This is a genomic window from Novosphingobium bradum, assembly GCF_042646485.1.
GTDB classification, from domain to species: Bacteria; Pseudomonadota; Alphaproteobacteria; order Sphingomonadales; family Sphingomonadaceae; genus Novosphingobium; species Novosphingobium bradum.
The window spans coordinates 116,387-132,045 of record NZ_JBHRTQ010000005.1; the positions used below are offsets into that span (position 1 = coordinate 116,387).

Below are 15,659 nucleotides of genomic sequence, written 5' to 3' on the forward strand. Positions count from 1 at the left end.
TCCTGGCCCAAGGCTGAAACAGGAAACGCCCGGACCGCAAGGTCCGGGCGTTTTCGTTTGTGCGGGCGGCTCGCGTGGGGGAGCGATTACCCGACGCCGCTGCGCTCGCTTCTCAACCGCCCGCGAGCAAGCCCGCGTCGTGCAGGGCGCTGGCCAGCAGGCCGGCAATCGGCAGGATCGCCGCCGGCCCCGGCACGCTGGTCGTCGCCTGAAGTGGGGCAATGCCCGCCGCGGCCAGCCGGGCGAGATCGTCCGGGCCGGCCAGGCAGTGCGTTGCCAGCGCCGAGATCCGCACCGCGCCCGCATCGCGCAGCAATTGCGCGGCTGCCAGCAGGGTGCCGCCACTCGAAATCACGTCGTCGACCAGCACCACTGGCCGTCCCGCTACTGCGGCGATGCCGGGAATGACGATTTCCACCGAGCGCGGCCCGTGGCGCTGCTTCTCGCCCACCAGCACGTCCAGCCCGCCCGGCGCGGCCACGGCCTCCACCCAGGGGCGCGATTCCGCGTCCGGCCCCACCAGCACCGGCGGCGGTCTGTGCCCGGCCAGCGCGGCGGCCAGAACGGGCGCCGCCGTCAGCGCCAGGGCCGGAATGCGCGGCACCGCCTCGCCCAGGTGGCTGATCCGGTGGAGGTGGGGATCGATGGTGATGAGGCCATCGAAATGATCGGCCAGCAGCGCGCCGATCACCTTCTGGCTCACCGCCTCGCCCGGGCGGAAGGCCATGTCCTGGCGCATATAGCCGAGATAGGGCGCCACCAGCACCACCTTGCGGCACCCCCCGTCGCGCAGGGCGGCGGCGGCCAGCACCAGTTCCACCAGCCGCTCGTTGGGATGATCTAGCGAACGGTAGAGGATGGCAGTGTCAGCCGGGCCGCACACTCGCACCAGGCTTTCCCCGTCCGGAAACCGGCTCACCTCGACCGGGTGGCACGGCATCCCGAGCAGCGCCGCCAGCGCCTGCGCCGGGCCAAGGCTCTCGGCAAAGCCGAACAGCGCCGCGCTCACGGCTGCACCAGATAGCCGGAATCGGCCAGCGCCATCTCGCGGGCAAAGGCCAGCCCGTCCTTCGAGCCGGCGTGGATGCGGTAGAGCGCCTCGCCCCGGCGCACGTGGGCGCCGGTCTTGTGCAAGAGGTCGATCCCCGCGCCCTTGTCCATCGGCGCCCCCGCCAGCCGCGCGATCCGGGCGATGCGGTGGCAATCGATCGATGCCACGCGCCCGGCTACCGGCGCGGTCGCCTCGAACTGGTGGATGCCGGGCCGGTAGATGGTGGTCTGCGCGCCCTGCGCCGCGATCAGCCGCTCCATCGCCGCCAGCGCCGCGCCGGAGGAGAGCAGTTCCATCGCCCGGGCATAGCCGCGCCCGCCTTCCACCTCGGGGTCGAAATCGATCACCTTGCCGGCCAGCATCACCGCCCGGTCGCGCAGGTCGTCGGGCGCATCGGCCTCGTTGCGGAGCACGGCCATCACGTCGCGCGCCTCCAGCACCGGCCCGATCCCCCGGCCGACCGGCTCCGAGCCATCGGTGAACACCACCTCGGTGACGATCCCCATGTGCCGCGCAACATATTCGAACAGCTTACGCAACCGCACCGCTTCGCCCTCGCTGCGGACCTTGGCGGTGGGACCGATCGGAATGTCGAGCACGAGATGGGTCGATCCAGCCGCCGCCTTCTTGGAAAGGATCGAGGCGACCATCTGCTCGAAGGTGTCGATCCGCAGCGGCCGCTCGACCGAGATCAGCACGTCGTCGGCCGGCGAAAGGTTCATCTTGCCGCCCCAGGCCAGCACCGCATGGTCCCTGGCCACGATCTGGGCCACGCGGGCCGCATCGAGATCGACATTGGCCAGCACTTCCATCGTATCGGCCGTGCCCGAGGGCGAGGTGATCGCGCGCGACGAGGTCTTGGGAATGATCAGGCCATGCGCGGCCACGATCGGCACCACGATCATCGAGGTGCGGTTGCCCGGCACCCCGCCGATGCAGTGCTTGTCGACCACCAGCGGCGAATCCCACGAAAGCCGGCTGCCCACGTCGACCATCGCCCGGGTCATGGCGAGCGTCTCCGGGGTCGACATGAAGCCAGCGCAGGCCACCAGGAAGGCGCCGATCTCCATGGGCGAATAGCGATGGGTGGCGATGTCGCGGATGATCGCGGAAATCTCGCTGTCGCTCAGGCTCTCGCCGTCGATCTTGCGGCGCACGTCCTCGAGGCTGGCGGGCACGGGCGCCTGGGTGATCACCACCTCCTCGCCCTCGGTCATGCCAAGGCGGCGGAAGGCCTCGTTGCCCAGGCCCACTTCGCCGGGGCGCACAAGGCCATCGCCATCGACGATCGCCAGGGTGGCCAGGATCTCGCCGCAGCGCCCCGTTACCTGCACCTTACGCATGGCCTTGAATTGCTCGGGCGAATAGCCGTTGTCCCGGCGCGGCAGGAACACGGTGCTTTCCGGATAGGTATCGATCGGAATGTGCCGAATGGCCGGCATTTGGCGGTCCCCTCCCAGTGCTCTCGCGCAGGATCATAGCGCAAGTGGCGCGGCCCTGGCACTGCTCCTGATCAAACGGGAACCGGCCGCCGCCAGACCGTGCACTTGATCCCGATCGCCCGATAGCCCTATGGCGCTGGGCACAAGACAAACGCGATCCGGGGATGCCGCAACTGACCTGGGGATTTCCGTCCCCTGCCACGCGCGCACAGGATGAGACGCGCACAGGGCGAGGCGTGCTCAGGGCGAGGGGAAGGTTGAGGATGAGCCACACTGTCGAGGTCAGCGCCCGCACCGAATGGCGCCGCCACTGGACCACGGTCCTGGCCGCCGTGTTCGGAGTCGCGCTCACGTCCACCCATGTCTCGGCGGTGGGCGCCTTCATCGCCCCGCTCGAACAGGAATTCGGCTGGACCCGCGCGCAGATTTCGATCGGCTCGGGAATGCCCACCCTGCTGGGCGGGCTGCTTTCCCCCTTGCTGGGGATTGCGATCGACCGCTGGGGGCCGCGCCGCATCGCCTTGCCTGGCGCGGTCATCTTCTGTTGCGCCACGGCCCTGCTGTCGCAGGCCGGCCCCGGCATCTGGTCGTGGTGGAGCCTGTGGCTGCTCGTCGCCTTGGGTGGCCTGATGATCAAGCCGCCGATCTGGACCTGCGCGGTCGCCAGCCTGTTCGAGAAGGGCCGCGGCTTCGCACTTTCGGTCACCCTGTGCGGGGCGGGGCTGGCGACTGCGCTGATGCCGCCGCTGGCCACGGCCCTGATCGACCATTTCGGCTGGCGCCATGCCTATGTGGCGCTCGGCCTGATGCTGGGCGTGATCACCCTGCCGATCTTCTACGCCTTCCTCACCAGCGCGGCCGACAACCTGCGCCGTGCCCCCGTCGCGCCCGAGGAGCCGGCGGTGATCCTCACCGGCAGCACGGTGCGCGAGGCGCTGCGCTCGCCCCGTTTCTACAAGCTCACCGTGGCCGCCTTCGTGTTCACCGTCGCCGCGATCGGGACCACCGCCAATCTCGTGCCGATCCTCACCTCGTTCCAGTTCAGCCGGGCCGAGGCGGCGGGGATCGCCGGGGTGGCAGGCGTCACCTCGCTGGTCGGGCGGCTGTGCACCGGGCTTCTGCTCGATCGGTTCAACGGCAATGTCATCGGCGGGCTGGTCGTGGTCATTCCCACGATCACCTGTGCCCTGCTGCTGCTGGCCCCCGGATCGACCGCGATGGTCCTCCTGGCCGTGGTCCTGCTCGGGCTGTCGCTGGGCGCGGAACTCGATGTCGTCGCCTATCTCACCACCCGCCATTTCGGCATGGCGCGCTATGGCACGATCTTCGGGGCGATTTCGGGCTTCTGGGCCATCGCGGCCTCGCTTGGCCCCACCTTCGCCAACTACCTCTATGACCAGACCGGCTCCTATGCCCCGGCCATCACCACTTTCCTTCCGCTCTACCTGGTCGCCTCGTTCTGCCTGGCGACCCTGGGCCGGTTCCCCGTGTTCCCCCGCCCGCCGGCTGCGGCTTGACAAGCCCATGGCTGCGCCGCAGCCTCGACCCCGAGGCGCGGCGCATGGGGTCCGCGCCGGCGCGGGAGAGGCGCCAGGATGAACCAGTCCCCACTGCCTGAGCCGGGGCTTCAGCCGGGAATCGCGGCGCAGGTTCCCTACCTGCGGAGCGATCTCGATCGGCTGCACGTCGAATATGCCGCCCGCATCCTCGGCGCCGACCTGATCGACTGCCGGCCCTGCTGGATCCGCGATGGCCGGGCCAATCCGCCCAGCCTCGATGCCGAAGGCTTCGCGCTCACCGCCTGCCCGTCGCGGGTGATCGCTGAGCGCGGCGATGACCTGCGCGGCGCGCGCCTTGGCCCCGAAGCGCTCAAGGCCGTCCAGCGGGCCTATTGGGACCAGACCATCCCCCACATCCTCGCCATCAGCGGCGCGCGCGAGGTCGTGCCGGTCCACGCCGCCTCGGTGCGCTACAGCCAGCGGACCGGGCAGCAGCAGGTGATGACCCCGGCCGGCTGGGTGCACATCGATTACGATCCCCAGGAAGCCGAGGTGCAGCTGCGCGAGACGCTGGAGCTGAACGGCTGCACCCCCGCGCCGTTCAGCCGCTACGTCCTCTACCAGGGCTGGCGCGCGCTCAGCCCGCCGCCGCAGGATTTCCCGCTGGCCCTGTGCGACGGGCGCACGGTTTCGCCGCAGGATGCGGTTCCGATCGATTACCATATGGAGGCCGGGGGGAGGGACGTCACCTATCGCTCCACCGGCATCCGCCACAATGCCGACCACCAGTGGTGGTACTTCCCCGACATGACGATCGATGAAATGATCCTGTTCAAGGGCTTCGATTCCGCCCTGGGCGATCGGCTCAAGGTCATCCACGTGGCGATCGAGGATACCAGCCGGCCCGAGGCCGTGCCGCGCATCAGCCTCGAATCCCGGTATTTCGCCCTGTTCGATTGAGGCGGTTCGCCTGGTTTGGGGGGAAAGGCGCGGGCGCTAGAAACTCATGACATTAGATTGAAGCGCCGGTCTCCTCTCCCCATTGGGGAGGGGCTGGGGGAGGGGGTACCGCGCTGGCTTGGAACCCCCATCCCACCCCTTCCACATCGGGGAAGGGCTTTGCACTTCAACGCAATGTCATCCCGCTCCAGGCTTTCCAGTCTTCCAGCACCAGCGCGGCCGCCTTTTCGCCGATCAGGATCGCGGCGGCATTGGTATTGGCCGAAACGATCAGCGGCATGATCGAGGCATCCGCCACCCGAAGCCCCGCGATCCCGTGCACCCTGAGGCGCGGATCGACCACGCAATCCGCTCCCGGCCCCATCCGGCACGATCCCACCGGGTGATACATTGCCCCGGCCATGGCCCTCAGCTTCTCCAGGATCGCCTCGTCATCATTGGGCAGCGGCATGACCGGGGCGAAGCCCGTCATGCGCGGCCCGGCCATCACCCGGTAGGCCAGCTTGGCCCCGTCGACGAAGGTCTGCCGGTCGCGCGGGCTTTCCAGGTAATTGAACCGGAAATCCGGTGCGCGCGTGGCTTCCGGCCCGGCCAGGCGCACTGCGCCGCGCGATTCCGGCCGCAGCAGGCAGACCGCCGCCGTGATCGTCGGCGCCTTGTTGACCAGGATGCGGGTGCCCTTGATGATGAAGCTGAACGGCCGGGTCGAGATCTGGATGTCGGGCCGGTCCGCGCCGGGCGCCACCCGCGCGAACAGGTTGTTCTGCGTGGTCCCCAGCGCCAGCACCCCGCCGCGCGTGAGGGCATAGCGCCCGGCCTCCACCACCGCGCCCAGCCCGCGCAGGCGGTGGTTGATCGAATAGCGCGCCGGCGCCTGGAACGAGAGGCTGGCGAAGGGATGGTCATGCAGGTTCTGGCCCACCGCCGGCAGGTCATGAACCACGGCCACGCCCTTGTCGCGCAGGTGCGCGGCCGGTCCGATGCCCGACAGCATCAGCAATTGCGGCGAATTGATCGCGCCGCCCGCCAGGATCACCTCGCGCCCCGCCTCGGCCACCACCCGCCGGCCATGGCGCACATAGGCGATCCCGGTTGCCCGCCGCCCGTCGAGCAGGACTTTCTCGACCAGCGCCTCGGTCACGATCACCAGGTTCGCCCGCCGCCGAATTGGCCGCACGAAGGCCTCGTAGGCCGAACAGCGCCGCCCGTGCGCGATGCTGTACTGGACATAGCCAACCCCTTCGGGATCGCCCGAATTGAGGTCGGCATTGCGCCGGAAGCCGGCATCCTCGGCGGCTGCGATGAACAGCTCGGAGAAGGCGTGCCTGAGGCTCGGGTCGATCACGCTCAACTCGCCGTCGCCGCCATGCAGCGCGCCGTCGGCATGGGCCGAGCGTTCGTGCCGCCGGTAAAGCGGGAGCACGTCGTCCCAGCCCCAGCCCGGATTGCCCAACTGGCGCCAATGGTCGAAATCGCCGGCATGGCCGCGCAGGTAGACCATGCCGTTGATCGCGCTTGATCCGCCCAGACCCTTGCCGCGCGGTTGATACAGCGTGCGGTCGTTGAGGAACGGCTCGCTCTGCGAGGTATAGCCCCAGTTGTGCGGCCCGGGATGGAACAGCCGCGACATCCCCGCCGGAATGCGGATCAGCGGATTGCGCGGCTCCGGCCCGGCCTCCACCAGCAGCACGCGGATCGCGGGATCGGCCGAGAGCCGGTTGGCCAGCACGCACCCGGCGGAACCGGCCCCCACGATGATGAAATCGAACCTGTCCGCCAATCCGCCTGTCCCCCAAGCCGCCTGTCCCGTTGTGGCCCGGCTTCTGGCGAGCCTGGGTCATCTGCGCCAAGACTGCCCGCTCGCTGCCCCCCTGTCCAGAACCCGCGCGGATCGTGTTCAGCCGCGACCCGGCTCGTCCGGATGCCGGATCACCGCATCGGCCTGGCTGGCGTCGAAGGTGCCGGCCAGCTCGCGGTAGCGCCGCCGCTCGAAGGCCAGCGCTTCCGGCAGCGGCAGATGGTAGCCCTCCTCGATCAGCGCCTTGTAGGCGGCAACCAGCGCCGGTTTGTGCGCCGCGATCTCCAGCGCCAGCGCCCGCGCCTCGGCCAGCAGCGCCTCGGGGGCGACCACCCGGTTGACCAGCCCCCAGGCACAGGCGGTTTCGGCATCGATCCGCCGCCCGCTCAGCGATAGCTCCTTGGCCCGGGCCAGCCCGATCAGCCGCGACAATCGCTGCGAAAGCCCCCATCCGGGCAGGATCCCCACCCGCAGGTGGGTGTCGGCAAACCAGGCCTCGCGCGAGGCGATGGCCATGTCGCAGGCCAGCACCAGTTCGAACCCGCCGGTGATCGCCGCGCCGTTGACCGCCGCGATCACCGGCTTGGGGCAATGCCGGATCGCGGTCTCCGGATCGGTCTCGTCGTCGAAGGCGCCCTTCAGCTCGGTTCGGGCGATTTCCCTGAGGTCCATGCCCGCGCAGAACACGTGGCCCGCGCCGGTGAGGATGATCGCGCGCACCGCCTCGTCCGCGGCCGCCGCGTGAATGGCCCGGCCCAGCTCGGCCCGCAGCGCCGCGTTCAACGCATTGCGCGCTTCGGGCCGCTCCAGCGTGATCAGGGCGATCCCGTCGGCCAGCGCGGTCGAAACCATCGATGCGGCGGCAGTCATGCTATCCCCTCCCAAGGCCAGTCCGGCGAAATCCTGCGCCGCCGCCATCTCGATATCTTCGGCCCGCAAAGTCCAGCCAAATTGTGCCAACTTTCGCGCGGAATAGGCCAAGGCGCGCTTTTTGCTTTGACCCTCCCCGGCGAGCTTTGCAAACCGCGCGCCAGACCCCCGCAGAAGGGGCAGGATGGCAAGCAGCCCCGCGCGGGCCTGGCATGGAGAGGATAACCGCATGGCGCGATTTCTGCTGATAGCTCTCAATGGTCCCACCGGCGGCGAAGGCGATGAACAGGCCTACAACACCTGGTACGACGAGGTGCACAAGGGCGATCTGATGAAGGTCGCGGGCGCCGTTTCCGTGCGCCGCTTCAAGGTCGAGGCCGCCAACCGCACCGACCGGCCCTATGTCAGCGTCACCGAGGTCGAGGCGGACAGTGCCGAGCAGGTCATGGCCTCGCTCCAGCAGAATGCCTCCAGCCTGTCAGACAAGCTCGATACCTCCAACTCGATCTTCGTTCTCGCCAGGGAACTTGGCGCGTGAGCCTCGCCGGCAAGGTCGCCATCGTCACGGGTGGCGCGCGCGGGATCGGCCGCGCCTATGCCACGGCGCTGGCCGGGGCGGGCGCGGCGGTGCTGGTGGTCGATATGCTCGAGGCCGAAGGCCAGGCCACGGCCGAGGCCATCGCCGCCGCCGGGGGCAGGGCGGCCTTCCGCAAGGTCGACGTCTCCAGCCAGCCTGAAACCGAGGCCATGGCCAGGGCCGCTTCCGAGCTGTTCGGCGGGATCGATATCCTCGTCAACAACGCCGCGATGTTCGGCGGCCTCAAGCCCGCCCCGCTCACCGATCTCACGGTCGATCGCTGGGACCTGACCATGGCGGTCAACGTGCGCGGCCCCTGGCTGTGCACCCGGGCGGTGGTGCCCTTCATGCGTCAGCGCGGCGGCGGGGCGATCGTCAACCAGTCGTCGATCTCGGCCTTCGGCATGGCGGGGATGCTCGATTACACCGCCTCCAAGGCCGCCGTGATCGGCATGACCAAGGCCTGCGCCAGCGAGCTTGGCCGCGACAATATCCGCGTCAACGCCATCGCGCCGGGCGGCACGGTCACCGAAGGCTATGCCGAGGTCATGGGCGAATATGCCCATCTCGCCGCCGAACGGGCCAAGGGTACCCAGGCGATCGGCCGGCAACTCGGGCCGGAGGATCTCACCGCCACCCTGCTGCACCTTGTCAGCGACGGGGCCAGCCTGATCACCGGGCAGACCATCGTGGTCGATGGCGGGAAGTACTTCCTCGGCTGATCGGCCTGCTCCGACCGATCCCGCCGACCGACCCCGCCGACCGACCCCGACGCCCGGTCAGGCGCCCGGTTCCAGCCCGGCATAGGCGGCGCGCGAAGGGATCGAGCCGGTCAGCCTGGCGGTCTGCGCCGCCAGCCTTTCCCCGGCAAGGGCGGCTGCTTGGGGATCAAGGCCATTGAGGCGCGCGCCCAGATAGCCGGCGTCGAAGGCATCGCTCGCCCCGCTGGCATCCAGCGGGGTGAACACCGCGCCCGGCGCCTGAATGTGGCCATCGGGCAGGCGCGTGCCTTCCCGGCCCAGCTTGACCACCACCTCGCCGCAACCCAGCCGCGCCCAGCGGGCGGCGATCTGTTCTGCATCGCCCGGCTCGCCCAACTGGATCTCGTCCTCGCGGGTGGCGAGGCCAAAACTGGCGACACCGATCGCGCGGTCGCACCAGTTGCGGGCTTCCTCCGCCGATGGCCACAAGGCGGGCCGGTACTTGCCGCTGAAGGCCACCCGGCCGCCGCCCTCGCGCGCCATGTCGGCCAGCATCAGCAGGGCTGCGCGGCCATTGAGCGGCAGGATGGCGAGGCTGATCAGCGAAAAGACCAGCAGGTCAACGCCCGCGATGGCCCGGCGCCACAGCGCCGTATCGGCCAGCGCGAACATCTCGCGCGCCGCGCTGTTTTCGCGCCAGTAGTTGAAGCTGCGGGCGCCGGCCTGATCGAAGTCGATGGCATAGAGCCCGGCATGGCGGGTGGGGTGTTCGAGGATCAGCGAGGTGTCGAGTCCCTCGTCGGCCCAGGCTTCCTTGAGCCTGCGGCTGAGCCGGTCCTTGCCCAGCGCGGTCAGCAGGGCAACATCGTGGCCGCCGCGCGAAAGGTGGATCGCGGTGTTGAGCATATCCCCGCCGTAGCGCAGGTCCCATTCCCCCTTGCGCCCGGCCAGTTCAAGCATCCCTTCGCCCACGCAGACAATGCGGGCCATGGTCAGGCGGCGCGCCGGAAGCGCAGGTCTTGCGGGAACACAGTGACGGTCTCCTCGGGACGGCCTGTTCGGGGTCGGCCTGTTGCAACATCCCTATTGCCAGAACCTGCCGGATGAACAACCTCAGGGAAAGTGCGAAGTCCCTTCGCCGGAGTGCCCGCCCGATGAACCCCGCCCCCTATGACCTTCTCGTGATCGGCGGCGGGATCAACGGCGTGGGCGTGGCGCGCGATGCGGCGGGGCGCGGGCTGTCGGTCCTGCTGGTCGAACGCGATGATCTGGCCGCCCACACCTCCTCGGCCAGCACCAAGCTGATCCACGGCGGCCTGCGCTACCTGGAATACTACCAGTTCCGGCTGGTGCGCGAATCGCTGCAGGAGCGCGAGCGGCTGCTGGCCATCGCCCCGCACCTGATCCGCCCGCTGCGCTTCGTCCTGCCGCTTGCCAGGGGCGGGCGCCCGGCCTGGCTGCTCCGCCTCGGCCTGTGGCTTTATGATCACCTCGGCGGCCGGATCAGCCTGCCGCGCTCTGAGGCGGTGGGCATGGACGATCCGGGGCTGGCCGGCGTGCTCAAGCCCTCGTTCACCCGCGGCTTTGCCTATTCCGATTGCCGGGTCGACGATGCGCGGCTGGTCGTCGCCAATGCCGTGGACGCCGCCCGGCGCGGCGCGACGATCCTCACCGGCGTATCGGCAACCGGCGCCCGGCCGGTGGGCGACCTGTGGGAGGTCACGCTTGCCGCCAACCCTTCGCGCCCGGCGCCCCGCAGCGCCGTTCCGGCCACTGTCCAGGCGCGCGCCGTGGTCAATGCCGCCGGGCCATGGGTGGAGGACGTGCTGGGTCTGGTTCCCGCCGCCCGCCGGCAAGGCCGCGTCCGGCTGGTCAAGGGCAGTCACATCCTTGTCGCGCGGCGCTGGGCGGGGGAGCAGGCCTACCTGTTCCAGAACCCCGATGGCCGCATCGTTTTCGCCATTCCCTATCGCTCCGATTTCACCCTGATCGGCACGACCGACGTCGTCGTCGGGGAGGACGAACGCGCCAGCCCCCAGGCCAGCCCCGCCGAAGTCGCCTACCTGTGCGAAGCGGCCAGCGCCTTCCTCGCCGAGCCGGTCAGCCCGGCTGATGTCCTCGCCAGCTGGTCCGGCGTGCGCCCGCTCTACGATGATGGCCGCGCCGAGGCCAAGGCGGTCACCCGCGACTATGTCCTCCAGCTTGGCCGCATGGCCCGTCCGCAAGTGCTCAGCGTGTTCGGCGGCAAGCTCACCACCTTCCGCCGCCTTGCCGAACACGCCCTTGCCAAACTCGCCCCATGGCTCCCGCCGATGAGCGGCGCCTGGACCGCCAGCGCCCCGCTGCCCGGCGGCGACCTGCCCGGCCGCGATCCCGAAGCCTTCGCCGCCACGGTCGCGGCCCGCTGGCCGTTCCTTGATGCCTCCACCGCCCGCCGCCTTGCCGATGCCTATGGCACCGCGGTCGAGACCGTGCTCGGCGATGCCCGCGCCATGAGCGATCTGGGCGAACAGTTCGGCGCCGGCCTGACGGCCCGCGAGGTCGACTATCTGGCCGATCACGAATGGGCGCGCACCGCGCAGGACATCCTGTGGCGCCGCACCCGGCTGGGGCTGGTCCTGCCGGCGAGCGCGGCCGAGGCGGTCGAGGCCTACCTGGGCGCGCGCTGAAACCGGCTCAGCACAGCGCCTTCAGCACCGCCAGCGTCCCCGCCCATGAAACGTCGCGCGCCAGCGCGTCGAACTGCACCCCCGGAACCGGCACGCGCGCGGCGTCCGGATCGGTGAAGCTGTGCCAGGAATTGCCCAGCTCGGTGATGTGGAAGCGGGCGTCGGCGGCGATCATCTCGTCGCGGAAGCCTTCCACGTGGTCGCGCGGGGCATAGGGATCGAGCCGCCCGGTATAGGCGCAGACCTGGGCCTTGATCGCGCCGGGCCGCGCGGGCGCGCGGGTGGTCAGCAGGCCGTGGTAGCTGACCACCGCCGTCACCTCGGCGCCGCTGCGGGCCAGTTCGAGAACGCACTGGCCGCCGAAGCAATAGCCGATCGCGGCCACGCGCGCCGGGTCCACGTTGGGCAGGGCGCGCACCGCCTCGAACCAGTGGACCACCCGCGCGCGCAGCAGGCCGTCCTCGGTCATCAGCGGCCCGATCGCCTTGGCCGAGGCCTCGATATCGTCGACGAAACCGGCGCCGCCGCCATACATATCGGTCGCCACCGCAAGATAGCCCTCGCGCGCCAGCGCGGCGCAGGCATTGTTCGCCAGATCACCCATGCCCATCGCGGTGGACATCACCAGCACCGCCGGATGGGGGCCGGGGCCGGCCGGCGCATGGACATTGCCCTGCAACGCGGCGCCCGCGTGGCTGGTCTGCAGCAATTCGAAATCGGCCATGCCTTGCTCCCTGGATGTTGCGCGGCATTCGCCATGGCTTTGCCCGCCTCGTCAAGGGCCGGTCCCGCGCCGCGATCGCGCCGACGATAGCGCTATCGCGGGGGCGGTTTGATCCGGCCGGCCCGGCGGCCCGCGTTGACAGGGGGATGAGCCCTGGCAACCTTCCGGCTGCGTGGCCGCGCCGCCCAGGTCGGCCGATGCCCGGCGCCGCAGGGCGTTCGGGAAGGGGAGAAGGCGATGATTTCGGATCTCTGGAAGTGCAAGGTAACAGTCCGGCTCACGCGGGAGCACGGCGCATGAGAACCGTTGATCCCGTCCGTGTCGGCATCCTGATCGACTATGTCGCCGAAACCGCCACGCCGGCGGCCCTGATCCAGTCCGTCTTCGCCTTCGTGGCCAGGGAACTGCGCGAACAGGGCGTGCTGGAGCGCGATGTCGAATTCGTCACCGAGGCGGTCAAGGGCTTGCCCGAAGGCAGCTTCCGCGCGGTGCGCGATGCCTATTACCGGCTGGTCGATGCCGGCTGCGTCGCCGCCTTTGGCCCCTATATCTCCGAAAACGGCGCGCCCTTGCGCGAAGACGTGGAGAACCTCGCCGAGGTGCCGATCCTTACCGTCGCCGGTACCGAGACCATGCTGGGTGAATGGGTCTTCGGCCTGCCCGCTGGCTCGATGGAGGAAGAACCGATCATCATGGCCCAGGTCGCCTGGTACGATGGCTGCCGCAGCGCGGGCCTGGTCTACGAGGATTCGCTGATCGGCCACGAATACCTGCGCTCGGCCCGCGCCGCCTGCGCCGCGCTGGGCATCCGCGTCACCGGCGAGGTCGCGGTCATGCAGGTCGAGCAGGAAAAGCGCGCGGCCATGGCCCAACTGGCCGAGCACAAGCCCGATGCGATCCTGCACGTGGGCTTCGGCCTCGGCCTGCTCGGCATCAACAAGGCCTTGGCCGAGCTGGGCTGGATGCCGCGCCGCTACACCACCACCGCCTTCGAGATGGCCTCGGGCAACGCCATGTGGCGCAACGAGATCGCCGGCTGGATCGGGCTTGACCAGTACGATGAACGCAACGAGGTCGCCCGCGATTTCTTCAAGCGCTACAATGCGGCAACCGGCAGCACCGAGGTCTATTACCTGCCGGCCTTGTGGTACGATGTCGGCCGGATGCTGCTGACCGCCGTCGCCACCGCCCGCCCGCTCACCGGGCGCGGGGTCAAGGAAGCGCTCGAACGGATCAAGATGATGCCGGCGGCCACCGGCGCCCCGGGTACGCGGATGCGCTTCGGCAAGTTCATCCGCCACGGCTGGGTGGGGAGCGAGTTCCTGGTGGCCCGCCGCGTGCTCGACGATGCCAGCGCGATTGTCATGCACGGCACGATCGAAGGGCTGGTGCCGCCGGCCGGCTGAACCGGCCGGCAAGGAACCTAGAAGACGACGCCCGCGATCTTCAGGTTGAGGATCGCCTCCTCGTCGAAGCCGAGCGCGGCGAGCACCTCGTCGCTGTGCTCGCCCACTTCGGGCGCGCCGCTGGCCGGCAGCGGCGCGCCGTCGAATTGCAGCGGGGCGCTGATCACCTTGAGCTTGCGCCCGTCGCGCAGGGCCACTTCCTGCATATAGCCATTGGCGACGACCTGCGGATCCTCGTGCAGTTCGCCCACTTCCTGGACCACGTCCCACTGGCCGTCCTGCCGGGCCAGGATTTCGCGCCATTCGGCCAGGCTCTTGCTGGCGAACAGGTCATCGAGCGCGCGCACGCATTCGCCCGCGTTGCGGACCCGGTCGGCATCGGTGGCGAAGCGCGGATCGTCCACCAGGTCGGGGCGGCCGGCCACCTTGCAGAACTCGGGCCAGTAGCGCTGGCCCTGCAACATACACAGCGACAGGTAGCGATCGTCCGCGGTGCGGTAGATGTTGGTCAGCGGATTGAAGGTGGTCTCGCGCGAGCCGCCGGGAAGCGACTTCACCCCGTCGAGCGTGGCCTGGGTGATCGCGCGCTGCATGGCCCACATCCCGGTGTTGAGCAGGGAAGCATCCACCACCGCGGCATGGCCGGTCAGCGCGCGCTGGGCGATCGCCGCGGCCACGCCGCCGGCCAGCACTGCGGCGCTCAGTGAATCCCCGAAGGCGCCCGAAGGCATTCCCGCCGGATAGCCGCCGGGCGCTGGCGAGACCGACGAGGCGATGCCGCCGCGCGCCCAGAAGCTGATCGAATCGTAGCCGCCCTTGTCGCCGTCCGGTCCCTGGCGGCCGATCCCGCTGCCCACGGCATAGATCAGCTTGGGGTTGCGCGATTGCAGGTCGGCGATGTCGATCTTCATGCGGCGGCGGGCCGGGGGGAGCAGGTTGGTCATGAAGACGTCCGCATCCTCGATCAGCTTGTAGAGCACCTCCACCCCGGCCTGCTGGCGCAGGTCGAGCGTGACGCTGCGCTTGCCGCGATTGTAGTTCTCCCAGGAGACATTGATCCTGCCCTGGCCGCCGCTGCCGGCGATCGACAGGCCGCGCAAGGGGTCGCCCGTCGGCGGCTCGATCTTGATCACCGAGGCGCCCATGTCGGCAAGGATGCCGCCGGCGGCCGGCACGAAGGCCCACATCGCCACCTCGACGATGGTCACTCCCTCCAATGGCCTGGTCATGTCCGTCTTGTCTCCTGCGAATGGATCGGTCCGGTGACCCGCGTCAGTCCGGATCGTTGGTATAGGCAACCACGCCGCCGAAATGCGGCATCGAGTGACAGGCCAGCGCGGTCCGCACCCCGGCGCGCTGGCGTTCGCCGGCGCGGCCGGCAAGTTGCAGGTAGCATTCGAGCATCTGCGGAACCCCGTGCATCCGGCCATTGCCGATCGCGCCGCCGCCCGAAAGCACGGGCAGGGCGCCCGGCCGGTCGCTGTCGATCCCGCCGGCCATGACCAGCTCGTGGGCCTCGCCCCTCTTGCAGAAGCCAAGCGATTCCAGCCAGATATAGACGAAAGGTGAGAACCCGTCGTAAACCTGCGGGAGGTCGATGTCGCCAGGCTGGAAGCCGGTCGCCTCCCACAGCCGGCGCGAAAGGCCGATCCCGCCGTCCATCATGTCGTCCAGCGTCCAGTGCAGCTGGGTGCGGTGGACCAGCGGATAGCCGCTGGCATAGCCGGTCACTTGGACCGGCCGGTTGGGCAGGTCGCGGGCGCGTTCAGCGCTGGTCAGGATGAAGCAGGCCGCGCCTTCCACCGGCATATCGGCATCGAGCCGGCACAGCGGGGCGATGATCTGCGGCTCGGCGAGATATTGCTCCACGGTCAGCGGCTTGCCGTGCCAGGCCGACCAGGGGATGCGCGCGCCGTTCTTGCGCGCTTCCACCACCACCCGGGCCATGGCCTCGCGCGGGGC

14 protein-coding genes are annotated in these 15,659 nt (G+C 69.6%); 6 read left to right on the forward strand and 8 right to left on the reverse strand.

All coding sequences use genetic code 11. The annotated features are described in order from the left end of the window. Nucleotides 1-112: 112 nt before the first annotated feature. Both ACFOD9_RS05640 and ACFOD9_RS05645 read right to left on the reverse strand, forming a co-directional pair. The gene (locus ACFOD9_RS05640; protein WP_379509116.1) at nucleotides 113-1,009 is read right to left on the reverse strand and encodes a ribose-phosphate diphosphokinase; all 897 of its coding nucleotides are present in this window, start codon (nucleotides 1,007-1,009) and stop codon (nucleotides 113-115) included. Continuing rightward, nucleotides 1,006-2,493 carry a thymidine phosphorylase family protein gene (locus tag ACFOD9_RS05645; RefSeq protein WP_379509117.1) on the reverse strand — a complete coding sequence of 496 codons (1,488 nt, stop codon included), beginning with the start codon at nucleotides 2,491-2,493 and terminating at the stop codon, nucleotides 1,006-1,008. The genes ACFOD9_RS05640 and ACFOD9_RS05645 overlap by 4 nt, the downstream gene beginning before the upstream one ends. 263 nt (nucleotides 2,494-2,756) lie before the next feature. Between ACFOD9_RS05645 and ACFOD9_RS05650 the strand changes: the two genes are divergently transcribed. After that, on the forward strand, nucleotides 2,757-4,010 hold the full coding sequence (locus ACFOD9_RS05650; RefSeq protein WP_379509118.1) for an MFS transporter: 1,254 nt from the start codon (nucleotides 2,757-2,759) through the stop codon (nucleotides 4,008-4,010). A gap of 78 nt (nucleotides 4,011-4,088) precedes the next feature. After that, nucleotides 4,089-4,952 carry a CmcJ/NvfI family oxidoreductase gene (locus ACFOD9_RS05655; protein ID WP_379509119.1) on the forward strand — a complete coding sequence of 288 codons (864 nt, stop codon included), beginning with the start codon at nucleotides 4,089-4,091 and terminating at the stop codon, nucleotides 4,950-4,952. A gap of 166 nt (nucleotides 4,953-5,118) precedes the next feature. Here ACFOD9_RS05655 and ACFOD9_RS05660 read toward each other — a convergent pair whose 3' ends face one another. Then, nucleotides 5,119-6,732 (reverse strand): GMC family oxidoreductase, encoded by a 1,614-nt coding sequence (locus tag ACFOD9_RS05660; RefSeq protein ID WP_379509120.1) that lies wholly within the window; start codon nucleotides 6,730-6,732, stop codon nucleotides 5,119-5,121. A gap of 117 nt (nucleotides 6,733-6,849) precedes the next feature. After that, on the reverse strand, nucleotides 6,850-7,620 hold the full coding sequence (locus ACFOD9_RS05665) for an enoyl-CoA hydratase (RefSeq protein WP_379509121.1): 771 nt from the start codon (nucleotides 7,618-7,620) through the stop codon (nucleotides 6,850-6,852). A 229-nt stretch (nucleotides 7,621-7,849) separates the two neighbouring features. On the opposite strand from ACFOD9_RS05665, the gene ACFOD9_RS05670 reads away from it, so the two are divergent. Together ACFOD9_RS05670 and ACFOD9_RS05675 are read left to right on the forward strand one after the other, a co-directional pair. Next, nucleotides 7,850-8,158 (forward strand): hypothetical protein, encoded by a 309-nt coding sequence (locus ACFOD9_RS05670; protein WP_379509122.1) that lies wholly within the window; start codon nucleotides 7,850-7,852, stop codon nucleotides 8,156-8,158. Further along, on the forward strand, nucleotides 8,155-8,919 hold the full coding sequence (locus tag ACFOD9_RS05675) for an SDR family NAD(P)-dependent oxidoreductase (RefSeq protein ID WP_379509123.1): 765 nt from the start codon (nucleotides 8,155-8,157) through the stop codon (nucleotides 8,917-8,919). The genes ACFOD9_RS05670 and ACFOD9_RS05675 overlap by 4 nt, the downstream gene beginning before the upstream one ends. A gap of 57 nt (nucleotides 8,920-8,976) precedes the next feature. On the opposite strand, the gene ACFOD9_RS05680 is transcribed toward ACFOD9_RS05675, so the two are convergent. Continuing rightward, on the reverse strand, nucleotides 8,977-9,888 hold the full coding sequence (locus tag ACFOD9_RS05680; RefSeq protein WP_379509124.1) for a sugar kinase: 912 nt from the start codon (nucleotides 9,886-9,888) through the stop codon (nucleotides 8,977-8,979). Nucleotides 9,889-10,052: 164 nt separating this feature from the next. Between ACFOD9_RS05680 and glpD the strand changes: the two genes are divergently transcribed. After that, complete coding sequence (gene glpD / locus ACFOD9_RS05685) at nucleotides 10,053-11,567, forward strand: glycerol-3-phosphate dehydrogenase (protein WP_379509125.1); 1,515 nt, start codon at nucleotides 10,053-10,055, stop codon at nucleotides 11,565-11,567. Between the two features lie 7 nt (nucleotides 11,568-11,574). Here the strand turns inward: glpD and ACFOD9_RS05690 are convergent, their stop codons facing one another. After that, a complete protein-coding gene (locus ACFOD9_RS05690; protein WP_379509126.1) occupies nucleotides 11,575-12,291 on the reverse strand; it encodes a dienelactone hydrolase family protein in 717 nt (238 codons plus the stop codon). A gap of 296 nt (nucleotides 12,292-12,587) precedes the next feature. Between ACFOD9_RS05690 and ACFOD9_RS05695 the strand changes: the two genes are divergently transcribed. After that, the gene (locus ACFOD9_RS05695) at nucleotides 12,588-13,697 is read left to right on the forward strand and encodes an ABC transporter substrate-binding protein (RefSeq protein WP_379509127.1); all 1,110 of its coding nucleotides are present in this window, start codon (nucleotides 12,588-12,590) and stop codon (nucleotides 13,695-13,697) included. A gap of 17 nt (nucleotides 13,698-13,714) precedes the next feature. Here the strand turns inward: ACFOD9_RS05695 and ACFOD9_RS05700 are convergent, their stop codons facing one another. Continuing rightward, a complete protein-coding gene (locus ACFOD9_RS05700) occupies nucleotides 13,715-14,926 on the reverse strand; it encodes a CaiB/BaiF CoA transferase family protein (protein ID WP_379509128.1) in 1,212 nt (403 codons plus the stop codon). A gap of 43 nt (nucleotides 14,927-14,969) precedes the next feature. Beyond that, nucleotides 14,970-15,659 (reverse strand): thiolase family protein (locus tag ACFOD9_RS05705; protein ID WP_379509129.1); only part of this gene is annotated, 690 nt, incomplete at its 5' end.